Annotated in this window: 21 protein-coding genes; 11 read left to right on the top strand and 10 right to left on the bottom strand. The window is 67.8% G+C overall.

Annotated features, from left to right (window positions below; genetic code table 11):
- Window positions 1-9: 9 nt before the first annotated feature.
- The 4 genes from ABZV58_RS02015 to ABZV58_RS02030 form a co-directional block, all read right to left on the bottom strand.
- Window positions 10-1092, bottom strand: coding sequence for an ABC transporter ATP-binding protein (locus ABZV58_RS02015; RefSeq protein WP_354998317.1), 1083 nt, complete (start codon window positions 1090-1092; stop codon window positions 10-12).
- Window positions 1093-1336: 244 nt separating this feature from the next.
- A complete protein-coding gene (locus ABZV58_RS02020) occupies window positions 1337-2239 on the bottom strand; it encodes a L,D-transpeptidase (protein WP_354998318.1) in 903 nt (300 codons plus the stop codon).
- Window positions 2240-2610: 371 nt separating this feature from the next.
- On the bottom strand, window positions 2611-3954 hold the full coding sequence (locus ABZV58_RS02025) for a cytochrome P450 (RefSeq protein WP_354998319.1): 1344 nt from the start codon (window positions 3952-3954) through the stop codon (window positions 2611-2613).
- Between the two features lie 45 nt (window positions 3955-3999).
- On the bottom strand, window positions 4000-4518 hold the full coding sequence (locus ABZV58_RS02030; protein WP_354998320.1) for a DUF6764 family protein: 519 nt from the start codon (window positions 4516-4518) through the stop codon (window positions 4000-4002).
- 209 nt (window positions 4519-4727) lie between these two features.
- Here ABZV58_RS02030 and ABZV58_RS02035 point away from each other — a divergent pair, with 209 nt between their 5' ends.
- Window positions 4728-5345 carry a hypothetical protein gene (locus tag ABZV58_RS02035; RefSeq protein WP_354998321.1) on the top strand — a complete coding sequence of 206 codons (618 nt, stop codon included), beginning with the start codon at window positions 4728-4730 and terminating at the stop codon, window positions 5343-5345.
- A gap of 81 nt (window positions 5346-5426) precedes the next feature.
- Window positions 5427-6911, top strand: coding sequence for an MFS transporter (locus ABZV58_RS02040; RefSeq protein WP_354998322.1), 1485 nt, complete (start codon window positions 5427-5429; stop codon window positions 6909-6911).
- 53 nt (window positions 6912-6964) lie between these two features.
- On the opposite strand, the gene ABZV58_RS02045 is transcribed toward ABZV58_RS02040, so the two are convergent.
- A complete protein-coding gene (locus tag ABZV58_RS02045) occupies window positions 6965-7639 on the bottom strand; it encodes a S1 family peptidase (protein WP_354998323.1) in 675 nt (224 codons plus the stop codon).
- Window positions 7640-8154: 515 nt separating this feature from the next.
- Here ABZV58_RS02045 and ABZV58_RS02050 point away from each other — a divergent pair.
- From ABZV58_RS02050 to ABZV58_RS02090, 9 genes are all read left to right on the top strand, one after another.
- Window positions 8155-8973: an ABC transporter permease gene (locus ABZV58_RS02050; RefSeq protein WP_246124245.1), complete on the top strand. Its 819-nt coding sequence runs from the start codon at window positions 8155-8157 to the stop codon at window positions 8971-8973.
- Window positions 8974-8977: 4 nt separating this feature from the next.
- Window positions 8978-9841: an ABC transporter permease gene (locus tag ABZV58_RS02055; protein ID WP_354998324.1), complete on the top strand. Its 864-nt coding sequence runs from the start codon at window positions 8978-8980 to the stop codon at window positions 9839-9841.
- 7 nt (window positions 9842-9848) lie between these two features.
- On the top strand, window positions 9849-11318 hold the full coding sequence (locus tag ABZV58_RS02060; protein ID WP_354998325.1) for an MCE family protein: 1470 nt from the start codon (window positions 9849-9851) through the stop codon (window positions 11316-11318).
- A 73-nt stretch (window positions 11319-11391) separates the two neighbouring features.
- Window positions 11392-12435, top strand: a complete 1044-nt coding sequence (locus ABZV58_RS02065) for an MCE family protein (protein WP_354998326.1) — start codon at window positions 11392-11394, stop codon at window positions 12433-12435.
- Window positions 12435-13430: an MCE family protein gene (locus ABZV58_RS02070; RefSeq protein WP_354998999.1), complete on the top strand. Its 996-nt coding sequence runs from the start codon at window positions 12435-12437 to the stop codon at window positions 13428-13430. Before ABZV58_RS02065 ends, ABZV58_RS02070 begins: the two co-directional genes overlap by 1 nt.
- Complete coding sequence (locus ABZV58_RS02075) at window positions 13430-14539, top strand: MlaD family protein (RefSeq protein ID WP_354998327.1); 1110 nt, start codon at window positions 13430-13432, stop codon at window positions 14537-14539. Before ABZV58_RS02070 ends, ABZV58_RS02075 begins: the two co-directional genes overlap by 1 nt.
- 8 nt (window positions 14540-14547) lie before the next feature.
- Window positions 14548-15636, top strand: coding sequence for an MCE family protein (locus ABZV58_RS02080; RefSeq protein ID WP_354998328.1), 1089 nt, complete (start codon window positions 14548-14550; stop codon window positions 15634-15636).
- Window positions 15633-16811, top strand: coding sequence for an MlaD family protein (locus ABZV58_RS02085; RefSeq protein WP_354998329.1), 1179 nt, complete (start codon window positions 15633-15635; stop codon window positions 16809-16811). Before ABZV58_RS02080 ends, ABZV58_RS02085 begins: the two co-directional genes overlap by 4 nt.
- 126 nt (window positions 16812-16937) lie before the next feature.
- The gene (locus ABZV58_RS02090) at window positions 16938-17711 is read left to right on the top strand and encodes a hypothetical protein (protein WP_354998330.1); all 774 of its coding nucleotides are present in this window, start codon (window positions 16938-16940) and stop codon (window positions 17709-17711) included.
- Between the two features lie 95 nt (window positions 17712-17806).
- On the opposite strand, the gene ABZV58_RS02095 is transcribed toward ABZV58_RS02090, so the two are convergent.
- The 5 genes from ABZV58_RS02095 to ABZV58_RS02115 all read right to left on the bottom strand — a co-directional run bounded on the left by ABZV58_RS02095 (window position 17807) and on the right by ABZV58_RS02115 (window position 22299).
- The gene (locus tag ABZV58_RS02095) at window positions 17807-18457 is read right to left on the bottom strand and encodes a ribonuclease H (protein WP_354998331.1); all 651 of its coding nucleotides are present in this window, start codon (window positions 18455-18457) and stop codon (window positions 17807-17809) included.
- A gap of 10 nt (window positions 18458-18467) precedes the next feature.
- Window positions 18468-18968 (bottom strand): SRPBCC family protein, encoded by a 501-nt coding sequence (locus ABZV58_RS02100; RefSeq protein WP_354998332.1) that lies wholly within the window; start codon window positions 18966-18968, stop codon window positions 18468-18470.
- A 156-nt stretch (window positions 18969-19124) separates the two neighbouring features.
- A complete protein-coding gene (gene lhgO, locus ABZV58_RS02105; protein WP_354998333.1) occupies window positions 19125-20303 on the bottom strand; it encodes an L-2-hydroxyglutarate oxidase in 1179 nt (392 codons plus the stop codon).
- A 148-nt stretch (window positions 20304-20451) separates the two neighbouring features.
- Window positions 20452-21153 carry a hypothetical protein gene (locus tag ABZV58_RS02110; RefSeq protein ID WP_354998334.1) on the bottom strand — a complete coding sequence of 234 codons (702 nt, stop codon included), beginning with the start codon at window positions 21151-21153 and terminating at the stop codon, window positions 20452-20454.
- Window positions 21154-21507: 354 nt separating this feature from the next.
- Window positions 21508-22299 (bottom strand): TIGR03084 family metal-binding protein, encoded by a 792-nt coding sequence (locus ABZV58_RS02115; protein WP_354998335.1) that lies wholly within the window; start codon window positions 22297-22299, stop codon window positions 21508-21510.
- Window positions 22300-22342 lie beyond the last annotated feature (43 nt).

Here is a 22342-nt window from a genome sequence, read left to right on the forward strand (position 1 = left end):
GAAAAAGATTCAGCGAAGGCGGGTTTCGGTCTCGGCGTCGAAGAAGAGGATTTCGTCGGGCTTGGGCCGCAGGTGCAGCGGGGCGCCGAGGCCGGCGCGGAAGCGGCGGTCGACGCGGGCTACCACTTTGCCGGTGCGGCTGCTCCAGTCCTCGGAGGCGCCGTGGCCGTAGAGGAAGGATTCGGCGCCGAGTTCTTCGACGCGCTCGGCGGTGATCGTCACGCTCGCGTCGGAATCGCTGGTGACCGCCCAGGATTCGGGACGGATGCCGAGGACGACGCGGGCGCCCGGTTTCGCGCTGCGCGGCAAGGGGATTCGCAGGTCGTCGAGCATCGCGGCGTCGTTGTGCACCGGGGCGTCGAGCAGGTTCATGCCCGGCGAGCCGATGAAACCCGCGACGAACGTGTTGACCGGGTCGTCGTAGAGATCGCGCGGGGCGGCGATCTGCTGAAGCCTGCCTTCGCGGAGCACGGCGACCCGGTCACCCACGGCCATCGCCTCGACCTGATCATGGGTGGCGTAGAGGGTGGTGGTGCCGAGGCGCTTCTGTAGGGAAACGATCTGGGGCCAGGTGCTGACCCGCAGCCCGGCGTCCAGGTCGGCCAAGGGGTCGTCCATGCACAAGACCTGGGGTCTGCGCACGATCACCCGCCCCATCGCGACGCGCTGGCGTTCCCCTTCGGAGAGTTTCGCGGGTTTGCACTCCAGCAGATCCTCGAGCTCGAGCAGCTTCGCGGCCTCGTCGACCCGAACCTGAACGTCGGCCTCGTTCACGCCCGCGTCGCGTAGCGCGAAGCCCATGTTCTGGGCGACGGTCAGATTCGGGTAGAGCGCGTAGCTTCCGAACACCATCGCCACGTCGCGGTCGTGCGCCGGCAACTCGGTGACATCCCGCTCGCCGATCGAAATGCGCCCGTGCTGCACCGCGGCCAGCCCGGCGAGCATGCGCATACTGGTGGACTTACCGCAGCCCGACGACCCCACCAGCACGACGAACTCCCCGTCGGCGATCTCGAGCTCCAGGTCGTCGACGGTGGGCCTCGGCGCACCGGAATACCGGTGCGTCACCCGGTCGAAATGCACCGTCGCCATGCTGTCGTCTCCTCGTGTCGTCGCGAAACTTATCGCCGTATTCGCACGGCGGAGACTTTACGACGTGAACAGCAAATCATCGGTGAACATCGCCCGGCGGCGCGTTGAACATGCGACCAGTCCGCCGTGCGCCACCGAATCGCGAACAATGAACGGTTATTTCGCGGCGGAGCGAGCTGTAGAGACGAAAACGCCGACCGCGCGGTAGTGCGCGGTCGGCGTTTCGTTGGCTATCGGCCGGGTATCAGTTCCAGTCGCCCAGGCCGTCGCGCGAGTTCAGCGTCCCGCCGTCGGTGTTCTGCACGATGACCGGATCGCCCTTCTGCGCGTTCTCGAAGAACCAGCGGGCGTTCTCGGTGCTCACGTTCAGGCAGCCGTGGCTGACGTTCGACACGCCCTGCTGGCCGACCGACCACGGGGCGGCGTGCACGAAGATGCCGCTGTTGGAGATGCGGGTGGCGTACTCGACCTCGAGCTTGTAGCCCTCGGGAGCGTCGATCGGGACGCCGTAGGTCGACGAGTCCATGATCATCTTGCGCTGGCGCTCGCCGACGATGTAGATGCCGTTCGGGGTCTCGTACTTGGGCTTGCCCATCGAGACCGGCATCTCCATCACGACCTCGCCGTTGCGGGTGACGGTCACGGTCTTGGTGGTGTCGTCGGCGGTGGTGATCAGCGCGTCGCCGATGCGGAACGAGCTGGTCGTGCCGCCCGCCACCACCGTCACGTCGGTGTTGTCCGGCCAGAAGTCGTTCGGCCGGTAGCGCACCTGCTTGTCGCTGAACCAGTAGAAGTGGCCGGGCGCGTCCTTCGACGAGGTGACCTTGATGGCCTTCTCGGCGGTGGCGTGATCGGTCACCGGCTCCTGGAAGGTGATGATGATCGGCTGCGCGACGCCGACCGTCTCGCCGTCGGCGATATTGATGCTCGGCGGCGCGAAGTTGGCCTGAGGGGCGGGATCGGTGGCCGCGGCCGCCGATCCCGAACCGACTCCGGGGATGCCCGGCTCGGCCTGAGCGGGAGCGACGATCATGGCACCGGCCGCCGCGATCGCCGCGGACAAGAGAACGCCCCGCCGGATCCGGCGGGCTAGCCGTCCTTCCTCGCGGAAAGTCGACAGCGTTCTGTTGTTCGAAGCGGCATGCATAGGTTATTCGTCCATTCCAGCTCTCGCGCGCGCGTACGCGGGCGAGATGTCTCATCGGTGTGGGTGCTCGGCGCCCGCGCGCGGACGTCACGGGTCCATCGGAGCTGCCACGGATACTGACGGGGCCTTCGAAGCACCCCACGGGTATTGACGCCCGACCCCTGTTCATTCCTACCGTTTGGATGCGACAGCTAGCCAGTGCCAATATCCGGTTATTCGCCCTATTGGTCAGATGTGTCCTGGGACACATCAGTCAAAGCCGATCACTGAGTTCGGTCAAACGGCCCGGTCAGGTCCGCAAGTCCGGTGCAAGTGCGGCAACCTGCGGTCCGTCCGGTTTTCTGCAAGATCAAACAGTTTCGTGATAGAAATCACGCCAGGACGTCGAAGGGGATCGACCGATGCGGTCCCGTCGCGATGTTGTGCGGCACCGAGAGCGGCGCCCGCCCGCGCGCGTAGCGCGGCGGCAGCGCGAGCCGCACGCGGCCGAGCACCGTGGCGAGCGCGATGCGCAGTTCGTAGTCGGCCAGGCTCGCCCCGACACAGCGCCGATGTCCGCCGCCGAAGGGTGCGAACTCGAACGGGCCGTAGCGACGGTCCAGGAACCGTCCGGGACGGAACCGCTCAGGATTGTCCCAAATGTCCGAGTCGGTATGCAGCAGGGGTAGCGCGAGCCCCATCGTCTCGCCCGCGGCCAAGCGCACGCCGCGCAGCGCGAACGGCTCGGTCACCCGGCGCAGCACGATCGGCACCGGCGGATGCAGGCGCAACGTCTCCTGGCAGACGGCGTCGAGGTAGGGCAGCGCCGCGATTTCCGTCGGTGTATCGCCCGCCTCGCGCAGCTCCGCGCACAGCGTGCGCAGGGTCTCCGGTACACGGTGCAGGTGGTACAGCGCCCAGACCAGGCTCGTCGCCGTGGTCTCGTGCCCGGCGACCAACAGGGTGCGCAGCTGGTCGCCGAGCTCGGCGTCGGTGGGTGCGCTTCCGTCGTCGTAGCGCGCGCTCAGCAGCAGGCCGAGGATGTCGCGGTCGTCTTGGCGCGCAGTGCTTTCGCGCTCGGCGAGGTCTTCGCGGATCAGTCGATCCAAGCGGGCGCGCGCTGCGACGAACCGATCCCACGGCGCCCGACCGAACGCACCGCGCCGCAGGGCGGGCGCGAGCAGCAGCGGGCCGGAGAAGGCGGTGAGGAACTCGGTGATCGCGGCGGTGTACGCGGCCCGTCGTTCGCGGGCGCGCACGCCGAAGACCGCCTCCAAGATCACCCGCAGCGTGATCGACCGCGCCGCGGCACGCGAATCGACGCGCGTACCCGGACGCCACGGCGTCGGGCCGTCGCAGATCTCGTCGAGCGTCGCGGTCCGGACCAGCTCGCCGTAGGCGCGGATCCGCGCGCCGTGGAAGGCAGGCGCGAGCAAGGTCCGATCCCGTCGGTGCACGGCGCCCGAGGTCAGGATCAGCGAGGCCGGTCCGACCAGCGGCTCGATCGGATTCGGCCGCGGCGGTTCGAGCAGGTCGATCGGGGCGCGGAACAGTTCACGCGCGCCCGCGGGTGTTCCGGTGAACAGCACCGCGCCGAAGCCGGGGAACCTGACGTAGAACGGATCACCCTCGCGCGCCCGCCGCCACCGGAAATACCGCTCGAAGTCCAGCCCGGCCGCGAGCGCGTGCAGTGCGAAGAACCGAGGCGGAGCCGGTGCGGCGGTCTCTGTCGCCATGCCCTTACCTACGAGACGCCCACGGCCGCGGTTCGACCGGCTCGTTCAGTGCGACGCGACCCAGCGGCCGAACGGCGTCGCGAGGCAGGACGCACCGGTGGCCGCGTTCCACGCGAAGGCCGCGGACCCGAGGCACACCACGGTGCGTTCCTCGCTGCTGACCTGCGCGCGCGAGCCTTCGAAGGCGATCGAGATCGCGATCGTGGTGCCGTCCGCCGCGTCGGGATCGGTGATCGAGGTCAGTGCCAGCGCGTCCGGGCCGAAGCCGAGCGCGACCGGAATCCCGCCCGCGCCCTCGCTGGCGCCGATGCCGCCCGCCGCGCCGATGCCCAGCGCCATCGCCCCGGCGGTTGCTCGCGCGTAACCCACCCCGTCGAAACCGGCCGATCGCGCCTGTCCTTCCGAGTCGGTGGCGGCCCGGCACCCGGCTCGACCATCGATGACGGTGACGTCGACACCGTGCTCCGAACCGCAATGCGCATCGGTTGCCGAAGCGAGAGCCGGAAGTGCGAACGAGGATCCCACCGCGGCGGTCGAGCAGATGATCGCGCTGATCAGCTTCACGGTCTACCCCTTTCACACCGTAGGGCCCACCATACCCAGGTCCATTGCCGCCGAGGCCTTTCCGCAGCGCCCCTGGACTGTGTCCCTTTCGACTCGACTACCGCGTCCGTGATGGTGTATGCATGGCGTGATATTTGAAGATCAGATCGTCAACTTCGGATTCTTACGGGGGTATAGGTTCGGAGCGTTACAGCTCGGGAGGACTGTACGTGTCTCGTCAACTGCTATCCGGTCTCGCGCTCGCGCTCGGAACCGCCGCCACGGCGCTCACCTTGGTGGCCTGTAGCTCGACCATCGACGGCACCGCGCAGCCCGCGCTGGACAGCGGGACCGTCGACGCCGTCAACACCAGCACTCCGAAGACCTCCGCCCCCAAGTCGAGCGGCAGGCCGACGTCCGGCCGTCCCACGCCGACCGGCGGCAGCACCGATTTCGAGGCGTCCGTCGGCGACTGCGTCACCCTCGGCGGCACCACGACCAACGCCACCATCGCGAAGGCGTCCTGCGGCAGCCGCGCGTCCAACTACAAGGTCATCGGCAAGACCGAGACCAGCTCGGCGTGCCCGGCGGATCGCGACAACTACTACGCCGAGACCATCAACGGCGTGCAGCAGGGCGCGCTGTGCCTGGACATCGACTGGGTGGTCGGCGGCTGCATGGACGTCGGCGGCGACGATCCGAAGCGGATCGACTGCACCGAGCGCGGCTCGCAGGGCGTGCGGGTGACCACCATCGAGCAGGGCGCCGCCGACGCGAGCGTCTGCGACAGCGGCATCGGATTCGAGTACTCCGAGCGCCGGTTCGTCGTCTGCGTCGAGGAACTCTGACGACCGCGAGACGTACCCGCGCTCCGGCCGTGCGCGGGCTGTCGACGGACTGACGTCCGGCAGCGCCTATAGGTTGGACCGGTGAGCACCATCCAGGAGCTACCCCGGTTGCGTTCGGCGACCGGCCGCTGGATCCTGCTCGCCACCATCCTCGGCTCCTCGGTCGCCTCGCTGGACGCCACCGTCGTCAACATCGCGCTGCCGCGCATCGGGGAGTCGCTGGACACCGATGTGGCCGGTCTGCAATGGACGCTCAACGGCTACACCCTGACGCTGGCCTCGTTCATCCTGCTCGGCGGCTCGCTCGGCGACAAGCTCGGCAGGCGCAAGGTCTTCGTTTGGGGCGCGGTCGGTTTCGCGGTCACCTCGGTGCTGTGCGCGGCGGCGGTGAACATCGAGATGCTGGTGGCGGCGCGAGTGTCGCAGGGCGTGGCGGGGGCGATGCTCACCCCGGGCAGCCTCGCGCTGATCTCCTCGTCGCTCGACGAACGCGATCGGGGCGCGGCGATCGGGCTGTGGTCCGGTTTCGGCGGCGTGGCGGGCGCGCTCGGGCCGTTCCTCGGCGGCTGGCTGATCGACTGGGTGGGCTGGCAGTCCATCTTCCTGATCAACGTGCCGCTGGTCGCCGTGGTCGTGGTCCTGGCGTTGCGTCACGTTCCGGAGAGCTTCGATCCGAATGCCGCCGCGCGACTGGACGTCCCTGGCGCGGTGGTGGTCGCGCTGGGACTCGGCGCGCTGACCTTCGGACTGATCGACGCGATGCCGCTGCTGGCCGTCTCCGGCGTGCTGCTGCTCGTGGTTTTCGTGGTGATCGAGGTGCGCAGCGATCATCCGCTTGTGCCGCCCGCGCTGTTCCGTTCCCGGGTGTTCACCGCGGCCAATCTGGTGACGCTGGCCGTCTACGCCGCGCTCGGCGGCGTCTTCTTCTTGCTCGTCATGGAACTTCAACTGGTGGCGGGCTATTCGCCGCTGCTGTCCGGGTTGGCCACGGTGCCGATCACGCTGATCATGCTGGCGCTGTCCGCGCCCGCGGGACGCTGGGCTCAGGCGCACGGCCCGCGCGTCCCGATGACGCTCGGCCCCCTACTGGCGGCGGCGGGATTGATCCTGCTGCTGCGCATCGGACCGGCCGCCGGATATGTCGGCGACGTGCTGCCCGGCGTGGTGGTCTTCGGACTCGGGCTCGCGGTGCTCGTCGCCCCGCTGACCGGCGCCGTGCTCGGCGCGGTGCCCGCGTCCGAGGCCGGGATCGCCTCCGGCGTGAACAACGCCGTGGCGAGGACCGCCCAGCTGCTCGCGGTCGCCGCGCTGCCCGGGCTGGCGGGGATCTCCGGCTCGCTCACCGACCCGGCCGCGTTCGACGACGGGTTCGAGACCGCGATGTGGATCTGCGTCGGGCTGCTTGCCGTCGGCGCGCTGATCGCCGCCGTGCTGCTGCGTCCGCCGCGCCGGGCGCCGGACCCGGCCAGCGTCGAGTGTCTACCGCAGTGCGCGGTCGCGGGCCCGGCCGTCGCGCCACGCCACGGCCTCGTCGACGCTCCACGGCGTCCCCGGAGTTCCGCGTAACAGAAAAGGAGCGGGCGATGCCGCCCGCTCCTCGTGGTCTGTGCTGTGGCCGATCAGATCGGCACGTAACCCGCGCCGATGCCGCCGCGCGCGTTGATGTCGTTCATGATCGCGCTCATGTTGGTGCCGACCTCGGGGCCGAAGCACGCGATCGCCAGGTAGGCGTTCACCATGCCGACCAGGGTCGTGCCCGCGACCACGGGTGCGCCGGAATCGCCTTCGACGACGCACATCTGGGTCCAGGTCTCGATATTGGTGCCGAACACGTCGCCGTAGGTGATGCCGCAGGTGTTGCCCGTGGTGCGGCCTTCCTTGCAGACGATCATCGGGAACTGGGCCGGTCCGCCGATGCCGGTGATGGTGACGTTGCCGATCCGGTTGACCGGGGTGATGGCGCCCGGCTCGAACTCGATGACGGCGTAGTCCAGCTCCGAGTTGGAGTAGACGAAGCGACCGATCACACCCGCCTCGCGATCGACCTCGGCGTACACCTGCGCGCCCGGGTCACCGCAGTGTCCGGCCGTGAGTCCGACCAGTCTGCCCGCGTTGTCGTGACCAACCGTGGTGACGGTGCACTCGAACATGTTGTCGATGACGATGCCGGATCCGCCCCCGATCACCGGCGGACCGGGCGCGGCGGCCGCGGGGCTCGCGCCCGTCCCGAGCAGCGCCGCACCGAGGGCGACGGCGAAGACGGCGTTGGCCGCCTTGGCGAGTTTGCTGAACATGTCCCTCCAGACGTCGGAAGCCCGCACGATATCAATCTGTCGCATACATCGTGTCAGTATTCGGTCTCGGGCGCGTCTCGTCCCGGCGGGTGCCGCCGAATCGTGATGGTGATAGCTAGGATCTATAACAAAGGTCGCGGGATGACACGCTCAATGCGTTTCCAAACGGTTTGGAACGCATTCGGGAGCCCTCGAATAAGGCGTCAATTTTAGATGAATATTTTCCGCGTAATTGATCGGTGATAGTGGACGACGCCCATATAGAGGCGCCCCACCTGTAACTTGTTCTAAAATCTGGACGCTTTATTTTGGGACGCAAGACAAAGGCCTGACCGCGCGCTCTAGGACATTCCCCGACGGTGACTCACATCTATGACTGCAATCACATGGGGATGGTGTGTTCTGCACTACTCCGTAGTAAGGTGCGTCAAGCAAACAAGTCGTCGGGGTGAGCAACCGGCGTCGAGAGGGGTTAGCCAGTGCAGTCGACCAAGAGTCCTCCCACGGGATCACGGATAAGTGAAGCGGTCGATTGGACGAGGTCGTACTGGGAAGACCATCCCAAGCGGTCACTGGAGACCTTCGGCCGACAGATCACGATGGGTATCGCCGCCGTGGCGGAACTCGTCCTCGCCATCTTCCGGCGAAGGTTCCCCTTCGGCGAATTCGTGCGTCAGTGCGCCTTCATGGCCAATGTGGCCGCGGCGCCCACGCTGCTCGTCGCGATTCCCATCGGCGTCATCGTCTCGATCCAGGTCGGCGCGGTGGCCGGACAGGTCGGCGCGACGTCGTTCATCGGAGCGGCCAACGGCCTCGGCATCATCCAGCAGGGCGCGCCGCTGGTCACCTCGATCATGATCGCGGGCGCGGTCGGGTCGGCCATCTGCGCCGATCTCGGCTCGCGCACCATCCGCGAGGAGATCGACGCCATGAAGGTGATGGGCGTGGACCCGATGCGCCGCCTCGTCGCGCCGCGGCTCGGCGCCGCGATGCTGGTCAGCGTCCTGCTCTGCGGCTTCGTCGTCTTCGTCGGCTTCCTGACCGGCTACATCTTCAACATCTTCGCCCAGGGCGGCACGCCCGGCTCGTACGTCAGCACCTTCTCCTCGTTCGCCGTGACCCGCGATCTGCTCGTCGCGCTGGTGAAGTCGCTGATCTTCGGTCTGCTGGCCGCCATCATCGCCTGCGATACCGGCCTCAATACCCGAGGCGGCCCGGGCGGCGTCGCGAACTCGGTCAACTCGGCGGTGGTGAGCTCCGCGCTGATGCTCTTCGGCGTGAACCTCATCATCACCCAGGTCTACAACGCACTCTTCCCCCCACAGGTGGTCTGAGCCGGTGTCATCAACCTACGTACCACCGCTGCTGCGGCCACTCCAGGGACTCAAGCGTTCCGCGCAGGCGCCGGTCGATCTCGTCGCTCGGCTCGGCCACCAGGTGTTCTTCTTCCTGCGATCCGTCGGCTCCATTCCGCTGGCGCTCAAGCAGTACCCGAAAGAAGTGTGGCGGCTGCTCTCCGACGTCACCTGGGGCAACGGCAACCTCGTCGTCGGTGGCGGCACCATCGGCGTCATCGTGATCCTGAGCGCGTTCGGCGGCATGACCGTCGGCATCCAGGGCCACACCTCGCTGAACCTGCTCGGCCTCAGCCCGATCACCGGCGCGATCTCCGCGTTCGCGACCACACGTGAACTCGGTCCGCTGCTCGCCTCACTGGCCTTCGCCGCCCAGGCGGGCTGTCGATTCACCGCTCAGCTCGGCGCGATGCGCATCTCGGAGGAGATCGACGCGCTGGAGTCGGTGGCCATCCGGCCGCTGCCGTACCTGGTCAGCACCCGGATGTTCGCGGCCATCGTCGCGATCGTCCCGCTGTACTGCCTCGGCCTGGCGACCGCCTACATCTCCTGCTCGCTGACCGTGCAGTTGATCGGCGGTACCCCGAGCGGTACCTACGCGCACTACTTCTATCAGTTCCTGATACCGACCGACGTGCTGTATTCGCTGCTCAAAGCGATCGTTTTCGTCGCGATCACCACCTTCATCCAGTGCTACTACGGCTTCTTCGCCTCGGGTGGCCCGGAGGGCGTCGGTGTCGCGGCGGGGCGGGCGATCAAGATGTGCATCATCCTGGTCGTCTTCGCGGACCTCTTCATGACGTTGGCGATCTGGGGCGTCAACCCCGGAATCCGGATCTCGGGGTAAGGGCCAGATGATCATCGATCCCAGTGGGCGCGGGCCCACGATGCGGCAGTTGCTGATCGCGGGCGTGTGCGGACTGATCGTCTTCGCGCTGGTGCTCGCCTTCCTCATGGCGCGCTACACCGGCTACTTCGTGCCGAAGGTCAACGTCGTCGCGCAGCTGACCACCACCGGTGACGGCCTGCCGTCGGAAGCCGACGTGAAGTTCCGCGGCGTGCTTGTCGGCGCGGTCGACGAGGTCGAGGTCGCGGCCAAGGGCGAACTGCAGAAGGTGCAGATCGAGCTCAAGCCGGAGTACGCGGGCGACATCCCGTCCAACGTGACCGCCCGCGTCGTGCCGAGCAATTTGTTCGCCGTCACCTCCATCGAACTGGTCTTCAACGGCCCGTCCGACACCTACCTGAAGGAAGGGTCGGTCATCGAGGAGGACCGCAGCAAGGGCACGATCGCGCTGCAGGACACGCTGACCACGGTCCGCAACATCCTGGAGAAGATCGACCCCGTGCAGTTCGGCCGGGTGCTCGGCACCCTCTCGCAGGCGCTGGACGGCAGCGGCCGGATGCCCGGCTCGACCATCGAGCGGCTGGACCGCTGGGTGCTCGCCGTCGACGAGTCCATCCCGGATCTCGGCGTCTTCCTGAACGACTTCTCCAGCTCGTTCCGCGCGCTGAACGAGTCGGCGCCCGAACTGCTCGACGTGCTCGGCAGCTCGGTGCAGACCGCCAGCACCATCGCCGAACGCCGCGACGAGCTCGTCGCGCTGATCACCGGGACCAGCGGCACCGTGGACCGCGTGAACGACCTGTTCGCCCGCAACCCGGACGTCGGCAAGGAAGTCACCGTCGGCACCTCCGACCTGTTCGGCGCGCTCACCGCCGATCCCGACGCGATCACCAGGACGCTGCTGAACCTGAGCGAGTCGGTCCGGGCGATGAACACCACGTTCCGCTGGGGCCCGCAGCAGCAGCAGATCTGGAACGCGGGCATCACGCTCACGCCGTACACGCCGTACACCGTCGCGGACTGCCCGCGCTACGACGAGATGGCCGGACCGAGCTGCGCCACCGCGCCCGAGGTGAACGAGCTGCCGCCGCTGCCGGAGAACCTGCGGCCGCGCGCGCTGGACTCGGCCGCCGGGCTGCCTCCGGTGGTGCCGATGCCCGGCTTGCCGCTGATCCCCGGCGTCACCATGCCGGATCCTGGCCGGATCGTCGCCGACCTCCAGGAGACCGCGCAGCAGCCGTTCGCGGGTACTCCGCTCGAGGGTCTGTTCCCGGCGCTGCCCGGTCTGCCCGGCCTGCTGCCGCCCGCCCCCGCGCCCGCGGCGGCTCCGGCGGACGCCCGGCCGATCTCCTACCAGGGTGACGCGGCGATCGAGAAGCTGCTCGGCCGCAAGCCGACCACCGCGGAGTACCTGCTGCTGAGTTCGATTCTGAAGGGCGGAACGATGGAAGTGTCCGAAGGCGGTGCCGCTCGATGAGTGAACGCAGTGAGCGAATCATGTGCCAGCGTGCCATGCACATGCCGGAGCCGAGCGCTAGCGAGGCGCAGGCATGAGTATCCGTAAGCCGCTGATCGGGTTCGGTATCTTCGCCATCGTCTCCATCCTGGTGACGGTGGTCGTCTGGAACACCCTCGCGCGGGTCGTCGCAGGCGATACCAAGACCTACTCCGCGACGTTCACCGATGTGCTCGGTCTGCGCGAAGGCGACGACGTGCGCATGGCGGGCGTGCGGGTGGGCAAGGTCGAGAAGATAGAGCTCGCCCGCGACGATCGGACGAAGAAGTCGGTCGCGAACGTGACGTTCATCGTGCAGAGCGACCAGACCATCTACGACGACACCAAAGCCCTTGTCCGCTACCAGAACCTGATCGGCCAGCGGTACGTGGCGCTCGCCCCCGGCGAGGCGGCCAACCCCGCGCCGCTCAAGGACAAGGCCTCGATCCCGCTGGAGCGGACCGAACCGTCGTTCGACGTGTCGGGTCTGCTCAACGGGTTCCAGCCGCTGTTCCAGGTGCTGCAGCCCGAGCAGGTGAACCGGCTCTCGGAGACGTTCATCCAGGCGCTGCAGGGCGACGGCGTCTCGCTGAGTTCGTTCATCGTGCAGGCCGCCCAGCTGGCCACCGATTTCCAGCGTCGCGACGCGATTCTGTCCGGCGTGATCGCCAACCTGTCCGGTGTGATGGCGGGCTTGGCCAAACGAGGTGATGAATTGGAGACCCTGGTGACGCAGACCCGGGCCTTGATCGGCGGACTGTACGAGCAGGGCCAGTCCCTGCTCGCGTCCACCGAGCAGATCGCGAGCGCGACCACGTCGCTGGTCGGCATGGTCGGCAACATCCAGCCCAAGCTGCAGACGGCGCAGAACTCCACCAGCGCCGCGCTGACGCTGCTGCTGGACAACGGCGCCAAGCTCGACCAGGCCGCGATCGACCTGCCGCACGTCCTCTCGGCGGCGGGCAGGCACACCTCGGAGGGCGCCTACGCGAACGCCTATCTCTGTGGCTTGGACATCTCGCTCTACGGCGTGCTGTTCCCCCGCGGTCTGTTCTCGCAAATCGGCGGTACCGCGCACTCGGCGGTGTGCCGCCCATGATCGCGAAGATGAGGAGCCGCTTCGAGAGCAACCGCTACTTCTGGCTCGGCGTCGTCGGCGCCGCTCTGATCGTGGTGCTGCTGATGGCGTCGGGCATCATCCGGATGCTCGGTGTCGGCGATCAGACGGTCAAGGCCGAGTTCGTGCAGGCGGCCGGGATCAAGGTCGGCGACAAGGTCAACGCCGCTGGCGTTCCGGTCGGCACCGTGACCGGCGCGAAGCTCGAGGGCAGCCATGTGCTGCTCACGATGAACGTCGACAACAACGTGAAGCTCGGCCCCGACGCCCGGGCCTCGATCAAGATGGCGACGCTGCTCGGCGCCAGGTACGTCGACCTGGATCCGGGCGACGGCTCCGGCCTGAAGGACGGCCGAATCCTGGTGTCCAACACCTCGGTTCCGTACAACCTCGCCGACGTGGTGCAGATCGGCACCCCGAAGTTCGAGGCGCTCGACACCGCGAAGCTGGCCGAATCGCTGAACGTGATCAACCAGTCGATGGGTGACTCGCCCGAGCTGACCGCGCAGGCGCTGGACAGCGTCGGCGCGCTGGCGAAGGTGATCGACACCCGCCGCGGCGAGGTCGACCAGCTGCTCAAGGACCTGGACCGGGTCACTACGATCCTCGGCGAGAACCGCAACAGCGTGCTGCTGGTGATCACCCAGGGGGAGGCCATCGCCAACCGGGTGATGGAGCGCCAGGACCTGCTGCGTCAGCTGCTCGACAACATCGCGGCGCTGACCAGGCAGCTGCAGGAGATCGGCGCGCAGAACGAAGGTCAGCTCGGCCCGACCATCCAGCAGCTGAACACGATGGCCGAGGGCTTGCAGAAGAACAAGGACAATCTGGACCGGATCCTGTCCTTGCTGCCGCCGACCGTGCGCTACCTGGCCAACTCGTGGGGTGGCAGCGGCCCGTACGGCGACGTGGGTCTGCCGTGGCTGTTCCCGGACAACTGGTTGTGCTTCGCCCAAGCTATCGAGGGGTGCCAGTGATGAGATTCGCTCACGCGGCCAAGCTGAAAACCGCCGCCAAGCTGGTCGCGATCAGCGCCGCGGCGCTCACGGTCGGCAGCTGCTCGCTGCTGCCGACCTCGGTCAACGACGCGCTCGGCGGCACGATGAAGATCACCGCCGACTTCGAGAACATCGCGGGCATCTACGAGGGCAACCCGATCACGGTGCTCGGTCTCCAAGTCGGCAAAGTCGACAAGATCGTGCCGAAGGGCACCCTCGTCGAGGTGCACCTTTCGGTCGATTCCGGCGTGAAGATCCCGAAGAACGCCGAGGCGGCGATCGTCTCGCCGTCGATCGTCACCGACCGGCACATCGAACTCACCCCCGTCTACACCGAGGGCGAGACGATGACCGACGGCACCCACCTGCCGAAGGCGCGCACCAGGACTCCCGTCGAACTGGACACGATGATCAAGACCATCGACCAGTTCGCCGCGGCGCTCAAGCCGCAGGAGGGTGTCGAGGGCATCGGCCCGCTCTCCGGACGGGTGCTGTACCCGATGCTGAACGGCAACGGCGAGAAGATGCGCGACACCCTCAACGCCCTGTCCGGCGCGCTGAAGGTCGGCGTCGACAACAAGGACGCGATCTCCAACATCATCATCCAGCTCAACGAGCTGACCACGATGCTGGCCGAGAACGACCAGTCCGTGCGCGATTTCAGCAACCGGGTGACCCAGATGACCGGCCTGCTCGCCGAGCAGGCTCCCGGTCTCCAGGCCACGCTCGACCAGCTCAACGACTTCCTCGCCAACACGAGCACCACGCTCGGCGACTACCAGGGCGAGCTGGCCAGCAGCCTCGCGGGCCTGACCAACGTCACGAACCAGCTGCGGGACAACGCCTACGGCCTCGTCGAGGTCGCCGACGTGGCCCCGATGGCGATGCAGAACATCGACAGGATCGTCAACCGCGAGGGTCGCTACGTGCGCCTGCACGCCATCATCGGCACCGCGCTCAACGGCGAGATCGTCGCCCTGTTCTGCGAGCGGATCCAGATGAAGGCCGACGGGTGCCGCACCGGAAATATGCAGGACTTCGGACCCGACTACGGGCTCACCGCCGCACTGCTTGGACTGACGAAATGACGTACCGGATGACGATCAAGGCACGCAGGGCGCTCGTCGCCATCGCCGCGGTGGCCGGGGTGGGCATCACCTCCGGCTGCGGGTTCACGGTCGAAGACCTGCCGCTGCCCAAGCCGGGGCAGGCGGGCGACACCTACACCGTGCAAGCGGTGTTCGAGAACGCGCTGAACCTGCCCGACCAGGCCAAGGTGAAGATCGGCGGTTCGGATGTCGGTGTGGTCACCAACATCACGACCGAGAACTTCCAGGCCGTCGTCGACCTGAGCATCCGCAGCGATATCGAGCTGCCCAAGGGCAGCACCGCCGAACTGCGCCAGGCGACCCCGCTCGGTGACGTGTTCGTCGCGCTGTCCAAGCCGAAGGTCGAGCCGGGCGCGCCGATGCTGCACGACGGCGACACCCTGACGATCGAGGACACCTCGGCGGGCGCCACCGTCGAGCAGCTGCTCATCTCGGTGTCCATGCTGTTCAACGGCGGCGGCATCGCCTCGCTCACCAAGCTGACCTCGGAACTGGATTCCATCGTCGGCGGGCGCGGGCCGCAGGTCGCGCACCTGATCGACGAATTGACCGGTGTGGTCGGCAGTTTGAACGACAACACCGCCCGCGTCGACGCGGTGCTGAACCAGTTCAGCACGCTGGCGAACACGCTCGACTCGCGGCGCGCGGAACTGGGCCAGGTGGCCGACACGCTGCCCCAGATGATCGGCGCGGTCGCCGAGAACAACCGGGCGATCGGCGAGCTGCTGACCAAGATCTCGGTCACCAGCGCCGCGCTCGGCGACTACTCCGATACCACGGGCGACCAGCTGGGCAACCTGCTGACCAACACTCAGGCGCTGATGGACGCGCTCGCGCGAACGGGCGACGACTTCGGCCTGCTGATGGACCGTCTGCACGACATCCGCCCGAAGGTGGACGCCACCTTCCGCGGCCGCAGCTTCGCCGTCTACGCGACCGCGACCAACCTCGATCTCAGCGCGCTGACCGATCCACAGCACGGCAGGCTGCCGAACCTGGAAGACCTGCAGGACTTCGCGGGCAGCCTGATCCAGGTGCTGCAGCTCGTGCAGCAGCGGGTGGGAGGCCACCGATGAGCGCGGTGTCGAAGCTCTGGACGAACAAGCTGATCCTCTCGGGGGTCGGCCTGGTGCTCGTGCTGCTCGTCGGCGCGTCGTACCTGCTGGTGAGCGTCATGCGGATCAATCCGCTGCGGTCCAGCTACACCGTGACGGTGAACCTGGACCGTTCCGGCGGACTGCAGCCCGGCAACGACGTGACGCTGCGCGGCTACCGCGTCGGCAAGGTCACCTCGATCGAGCTGACCGACCGCGGGCAGGCCATCGCCGCCACGGCCGAGATCGACGGGCGATACAAGATCCCCGTCGACACCGACGTCGCGGTGCAGGCGCTGTCGGCCGCCGGTGAGCAGTACATCGACTTCCGGCCCGGCACCGAGGACGGCCCGTTCCTGGCCGACGGCGCGGTTGTCGAGTTCGATCCCGAGACGGTCAAGACGCCGACGCCGGTGTGGTCGGTGCTGGACAACACCAGCGCGCTGATCGCGCAGGTCGATCCGGACAAGTTCAGCGTCATCCTCGCCGAGTTGGACATCGCGCTCAGCGGCGGCCCGGATCAGCTGCGCGGCCTGGTCAACGGCATCAGCCTGGCGACGTCCGGTCTCGACTCACTGCTGCCGCAGACCACCAGCCTGATCACCAACCTGCGCACCATCGCCGATACCACGTCGCAGGCGCAGCCGGATCTCGCCACCCTGACCGCCAACTCCGGCGAGCTGTTCGCGCAGTTCAACGCGGCCAACGCGGAACTGGTCGGCGTGCTCGACTCGGGCCCCGGTCAGCTGGAGAGCCTCGGCGCGGTGCTCGACCAAACCTCGGACCCGATCACCAGCCTCGCGACCAACTTCGTCGCCATCACCAAGGCCGCGCAGTTGCGCCTGCCCGCGCTGCGCGCGCTGTTCCCCTCGCTCGCGCTCGGCGCCGAGGCGCTCGGTATCCCGGCGCACGACGGCGAGTTCCACGCGATCATCGACATCTGGCCCCGGCCGTACTGCACGTACGAAACCCCGCAGATCCGCAACGAGGTCGTCCAGGACGGCAGCATCCCGAAGTGGAACTACTGCGTGAATCCGCCGCCGGGGCAGCAGATCCGAGGCGCCGCGAACGCGCCGCGGCCGAACGTGCCGAACAACGGCGCCCAGATGCCGCCGGGCGTGGATCCCAACGAGCGGACCCTTCCCCCGGTGCGGTGAGTGACCCGGGCCACCGCCTGTTCGGTCGGCCCGGCATACTCGCTGGTAGAACGCGTACGGTTCGCGCATGCGGGCCGGCGAGCCGATTCGGTGCGTGCGCGCGCCGGGAAAGAGCAGGATTTATCGATGTCCACCGACGACGCCGACACCAACAAAGACGCCGAGACCACGAAGAAGTCCGCCGAGGAGAATGCCGCGACCGACGCGGCGGGGGCGAGCGACGCGGCGACGGCCAAGCTTGATCTGGGGAAGGCGGGCGAGAAGCAGGCGAAGAGCGAGCCGAAGCCGAAGCCGTCACCCGCGGCGAGCCCGGACCGCTCGAATCTGCTGCCGGTGATCGCGGCCTTCGTCGCGGGCATTCTGCTCGTCGCGGCCGTCACCGCGGTGGTGGTGTTCTACCAGCAGGCACAGAAGAAGTCGGACGAGCTCGCCGCCGTCAACGACGCGACGCGCGCAGCGTGCGATTTCGGCCGCGACGTCTCGGTCTACGACTACTCCAAGGACCTCGAGGGCTACTTCAACAAGGTCAAGGCGGGCTCCACCGGCGAGTTCCTGAAGGAATTCACCGACGCCACCACGGCGCTCACCGACGCCATGAAGCAGGCGCAGGTCAAGTCCTGGGCCGACGACGTGCAGTGCGGGTACCAGTCCGGCGACACCAGCGAGGCCAAGGTGCTGGTGACGCTGACCCAGTTCCGCACCAACTTCACCCAGCAGCAGCCGGATCGGCAGTTCGTGGTCATCGTCGCGGACCTGCAGAACGAGGGCGGCAAGTGGAAGGTGGCCAAGCTCGACTCGCCGATGCTGAAGGGTGGCGGCACCGGCCTGCCCGGCGGCGCTCCGGCGCCCGCTCCGGCTCCGGCCCCGACCGAGCAGCCGCAGCCGCAACCCGGCAACTGATCACTCGACAGTTCTCCGAAAGCGCCTCCGGCGGTGGGCCCAGTCACCACCGCCGGAGGTCTTTCGGGCGGTCCTGCATGCGGTCGCGGAGCTGCTCAGAACAAGGTCAAGGTCTGAGGAGCCGACGCGACCGCCTTCCCCGAGGCCCGCGGCCCGGTGGTCTTCTGTTGCGGTGCGGCATTCCGCTGTTGCGGTGCAGCGCTTTTCGCCAGCGTCACCGAGAGCGGAACGGTCGTCTTCGCCAGTGGCACCGTGGTTTTCGGCGTTTCCACGGCGGTGAGCTCGGTGGTGTCGGCCTCGGCGACGGACGCCGAAGCGGCGGCCTTCCGTGCCGCTTCGCCCGCGAGGGTGTCGGCCATCTCGTTGAAGTAGTTGCCTACATGGCCGCGCACCCAACGGAATCGGACCGGACCCGGCCTGCTCGCGATGGCGCGGTCGATCTGCTTGATGATCTCCACGTTCTTGACGGCGCCGCCGGTCGAGGTGCGCCAGCCGTTCAGCCGCCAGCTCGAGATCCATTCCGACGCGCACTTGATCGCGTAGAGCGAATCGCTTTCGATCAGAAGGGGTTCGGCGCCGGGGTGGGCCTCGATGGCCTCCAGGACCGCGCGTAGCTCGGCGATCTGATTCGTCCCCGTCGCGGCTCCCCCGCTGCGCGAGGCGCCCCCCTGATGATTGACCCAAGCCCAGCCGATAGCGCCGCCGGGGTTTCGGAGGCAGGATCCGTCGGTGCTCACGATGATCATGGCTGGCACCTTACGCAATCCGACCGACAAGATCGGTACCGTGGAATTCCTCTATCTCCCTTCGCAATTGAGACTCGGTGCGACGTAGCGCCGATCGCACGGCACTGTCGACCAAGCCCGCGCACATGCGGCCGAGGAAGCCGCGAGGTGCAGCGTACTCCGCTTCGGAGGTCAGCACCGACCGTCCATAGCCGAGCGGGTCGAAACGCAGCGTCAGCGTTCCCGACAACCGCCCACGCAGCGTATACCCGATCACCACGTTGCGGCGATATTCGGTGATCTCGCAAGGGATCTTCGGATGCCACAGGCCGAGTCGGACCGTTGTCGCGAAACAGGCGCCGGGACCTTGGTCCAGCTCGCCGGTGGGTTCGAAGGAAGCGACGCCGAACATCCAATCCGGCACGAAAAGATGGTTGTCCGTGTACGTGAATGCCACCTCGACCGGTGCCCCGACGTCACTCGCGTACTTGATGTGGCCCATAGGCCCTCCCTGATCCACGGCTGCGGACAAAAGTACTACAGCTCTCCTTTTTATTCGAGGGGTTGGGCGCAAATCGGACAGTAGCCCGGTCGACACAGCCGGACGCCGTCCGCCCGTAGCCTGTGGCCGGAGCGAAGGCGGAGGTACGCCTTTCCATATCCAAACCGGCCGGTCGCCGAGGTGGCGTCAGATTTGGTCGACGATGTACTCCGCGATGGGCATGGCCGAGGTCGCCGCGGGCGAGGGCGCGTTGAGCACGTGCACCGAGCGCGCGGTGCGTTCGATCATGAAGTCGTGGACCAGGGTGCCGTCGCGCAACACCGCTTGGGCGCGGATGCCCGCCGGGCGCGGTCGCAGGTCGGCGGCGGTGAGTTCCGGACAGTAGCGGCGACATTCGGCCAGATAGCCGCGCTTGAACAGGGAATTGCGCAGTTCCCGCAGACCCGTCTTGAGGTGCGTGCGGGCGACCCGGTGCACGCCGGGGAAGCCCACGACCTCTTTGGCGTCGCGCAGGTCGACGCTGCCCTTTCGATAGCCCTCGCGCGCGAGACCCAGCACCGCGTTCGGCCCGACGGTGAGCTCGCCGTCGATGGTCGGGCTCAGGTGCACGCCGAGGAACGGCAGGTTCGGGTCGGGCACCGGATAGATCAGCGTGCGCACCAGACCGGCGCGTTCGGGCGGCAGTTGGTAGTACTCGCCGCGGAACGGAACGATGCGAAAGTCGATCGGCAGACCCGCGAGCCGCGCCATGCGATCCGCTTGCAGTCCGGCGCAAACCACCAGGGTGCGGGCCGTCCACGTGCCGGTCTTGCCGGTGATCGTCACCGCCGAGTCGGTCTCCTCGATGGCGGTGATCTCCGCGCCGAGCACGATCTCGCCGCCCGCCGCGCGGACCTGTTCGGCGAGTGCCGCGGTCACCTCGCGGTAGTCGATGATGCCGGTGCTCGGCACGAAAAGCGCGCCGACGCCGGTGATTCGCGGCTCACGCCGCACCAGTTCGGCGGCGTCGACGAGTTCGACCTCCACCCCGTTGGTGACCGAGCGCTCGTATAGCGCCAGCATCCGTTCGTACTCCGCGGCATCGGTGGCCACCAGCAATTTTCCGCACACCTCGTACGGAATCCCGTGCGCCGCGGCGAAATCCTTCGTCCACCGCGCACCCCGCCTGCACAATTCGGCCTTGAGACTCCCCGGCTCGTAATAGATCCCGGAGTGGATCACCCCACTGTTGTGCCCCGTCTGATGCGTCCCCAGCCCCCCGGCCTTCTCGACCAACACCAGCCGAGTCCCGGGATACCGCTCCACCAGCCGCCGGGCCGTCGCCACCCCGACGATCCCGCCCCCGATCACGCAAAAGTCGTACACGTCAGCCGACAGTACCGGGGTGCGGCGCAAACGCGTTGGCGGTGGTCCCGCCCGGCTCTTACGGTGACAGCACCAACCCGGCCCCTGATAGGGCCGGGTCTTTTCGTATCGTCGAGCGGTGCGTAAGCCCCCTGATCCGGGATCCGGATCAGAGGGTGACGGTGGATTCGGCTCGGGCCGAGGGCGCGGACTGGATGTCGTTGCCCGCAGGGGCGTCCGGGTCGGTGGGGGTGATTTCGTCCGTCGGGGTCGGGTGGGGGTGGAGTTCGATGGTGTGTTCGCCGAGGTTGGCGTCCGAGAGGACGAGGGCGATTTCGCCGCTGCGGGTGTCGATTTCGGTGCGGATCCGGGTGATTCCGGTGGGGTCGAGGTCGATGCCGAGGTGGTCGCGCACGGGTTCGGACAGCACGAGGCCGGTGAGGGTCGAGAAGGCGTTGGTGTCGACGGTGAACGCGACGGTGCCGGTGCGGACCGGGGCGACCTGCGCGCCGACGTAGGCGTTACCGAGGCCCAAACGCCCGCCGACCCCGGCGGGTCGCGGCGGAGCGGCAGCTGGATCTGGTTGCGGCACAACGGCTTTCGCGGGAAAAACGGATGCCTGGTAGGGCGACGGCAGCGCGTGCGTCTCACCGGCCAGCAAGGTGTCGACGGTTCGTGGGCCCGGACGCGGCGCGAAGGGCTCGACGACGGGCGCGGGCGGCGGCGCGGCTTGCCCGGCGCCTGCGGACTGGGTGTCGGCCATCTGGTTCCCGATATACGAGCCTGCGACGAAGGTGAGACTGAGGCTGGCCGCACCGGCCAACACGATCGCGGTATGACGCACGATCTGAGCAGGCTTGTGTGCCGTCACGATGCGTTCCTTTCCCTCCGCCCCGACTCCCCTCGCGTCGTCGGCCCGCATCGTTGAAAGCCGAACGCCTGTCCAGGTTACGACGCTCCGCGATCTTGGACGGCATCCGTGCGAGCAGGATCACAATAGACCGCCCTACGGATGTTTCCGGCATCTGAAGAGAGGGTAAAAATCGCTTAGCTGGCGAGCGTCATTCTCGACTGCCACTCTTAGACACCCGGCCAACGGCGTCCGGCCGTCGACGCGAACGGCGCACCCAAGTGTGGCGCTCGCCCGCTCCCGAATTTTCGGATCGGGTCGGGTGAAGCCCGGTCGGACGGTGTCCGGCCGGGCTGCCTGCCATTTCGGCGGTGATCAGGCGAATTGCCCTGCGGCCCTGCCCTCCCCGGACGGTCCCGCGAAGACCTGGGCGATCGTCAACCACTCCTGCGCATCCGTGCCGTCGGCGCGTACCGCCAGGTCGTCGGGATGGCGACGCTGGGTGACGAGCAGGCAGAAGTCCAGCGCGGGCCCGGTCACCCGCTGCGCCGCGTCCTCCGGACCCCAAGTCCACACCGTGCCGTCCGGCGCGGTGAGCTCGACGCGGAATTCCTCGGCGGGCGCCGTCTTGCCCCGCACCGAATAGGCGAAGTTCCTGGTCCGCACGCCGAGATGAGCCACGCTGCGCAATCGCGCGGTCGGTTCGCGCACCACACCGAGCGCGTCGGCGACGTCCTGACCGTGCGCCCAGGTCTCCATGAGCCGCGCGGTGATCATCGAGGCCGGGCTCATCGGCGGGCCGAACCACGGCAGCTTGGTCCCGGCCGGCACGGCGCGCAGCGCCTCGATCAGGGTCTTGCGTCCGGCGCGCCAGCGCTCGAGCAGCTCGGCGGGCGGGGCCGCGGCGGCTTCCTCGGCCGCCTCGTCGACGAAAGTCAGCGCCTTGGGCGCGGCGGCGGCGACCTGTTTCGCGAACTCGTCGGCATCGGAGGCCGCGACGGACGCGATCTCGTCGGTCCAGGTCAGGTGCCCGATCTGATGGGCGATGCTCCAGCCGGGCGCGGGCGTCGGCCGTGCCCACTCCGCGGGGGCCAGCGGGGCGACAAGTCGTTCCAGGTCCGCGCATTCGTCGCCGAAATCGCCGAGCAGCGCCTCGAGGTCAGCCATGAGTTCCCTTGCCGATCGCGGGCACACCGCCGCGTGTGCCTTG

It is taken from the genome of Nocardia sp. NPDC004654 (genome assembly GCF_040609595.1).
Lineage (GTDB): Bacteria > Actinomycetota > Actinomycetes > Mycobacteriales > Mycobacteriaceae > Nocardia.

Coding starts and splice junctions, on each gene's coding strand:
- ABZV58_RS02015 (WP_354998317.1), bottom strand. CDS start 1,092: ATGGCGACGGTGCATTTCGACCGGGTGACGCACCGGTATTCCGGTGCG.
- ABZV58_RS02020 (WP_354998318.1), bottom strand. CDS start 2,239: ATGCATGCCGCTTCGAACAACAGAACGCTGTCGACTTTCCGCGAGGAA.
- ABZV58_RS02025 (WP_354998319.1), bottom strand. CDS start 3,954: ATGGCGACAGAGACCGCCGCACCGGCTCCGCCTCGGTTCTTCGCACTG.
- ABZV58_RS02045 (WP_354998323.1), bottom strand. CDS start 7,639: ATGTTCAGCAAACTCGCCAAGGCGGCCAACGCCGTCTTCGCCGTCGCC.
- ABZV58_RS02060 (WP_354998325.1), top strand. CDS start 9,849: ATGATCATCGATCCCAGTGGGCGCGGGCCCACGATGCGGCAGTTGCTG.
- ABZV58_RS02065 (WP_354998326.1), top strand. CDS start 11,392: ATGAGTATCCGTAAGCCGCTGATCGGGTTCGGTATCTTCGCCATCGTC.
- ABZV58_RS02075 (WP_354998327.1), top strand. CDS start 13,430: ATGAGATTCGCTCACGCGGCCAAGCTGAAAACCGCCGCCAAGCTGGTC.
- ABZV58_RS02080 (WP_354998328.1), top strand. CDS start 14,548: ATGACGATCAAGGCACGCAGGGCGCTCGTCGCCATCGCCGCGGTGGCC.
- ABZV58_RS02085 (WP_354998329.1), top strand. CDS start 15,633: ATGAGCGCGGTGTCGAAGCTCTGGACGAACAAGCTGATCCTCTCGGGG.
- ABZV58_RS02090 (WP_354998330.1), top strand. CDS start 16,938: ATGTCCACCGACGACGCCGACACCAACAAAGACGCCGAGACCACGAAG.
- ABZV58_RS02095 (WP_354998331.1), bottom strand. CDS start 18,457: ATGATCATCGTGAGCACCGACGGATCCTGCCTCCGAAACCCCGGCGGC.
- ABZV58_RS02115 (WP_354998335.1), bottom strand. CDS start 22,299: ATGGCTGACCTCGAGGCGCTGCTCGGCGATTTCGGCGACGAATGCGCG.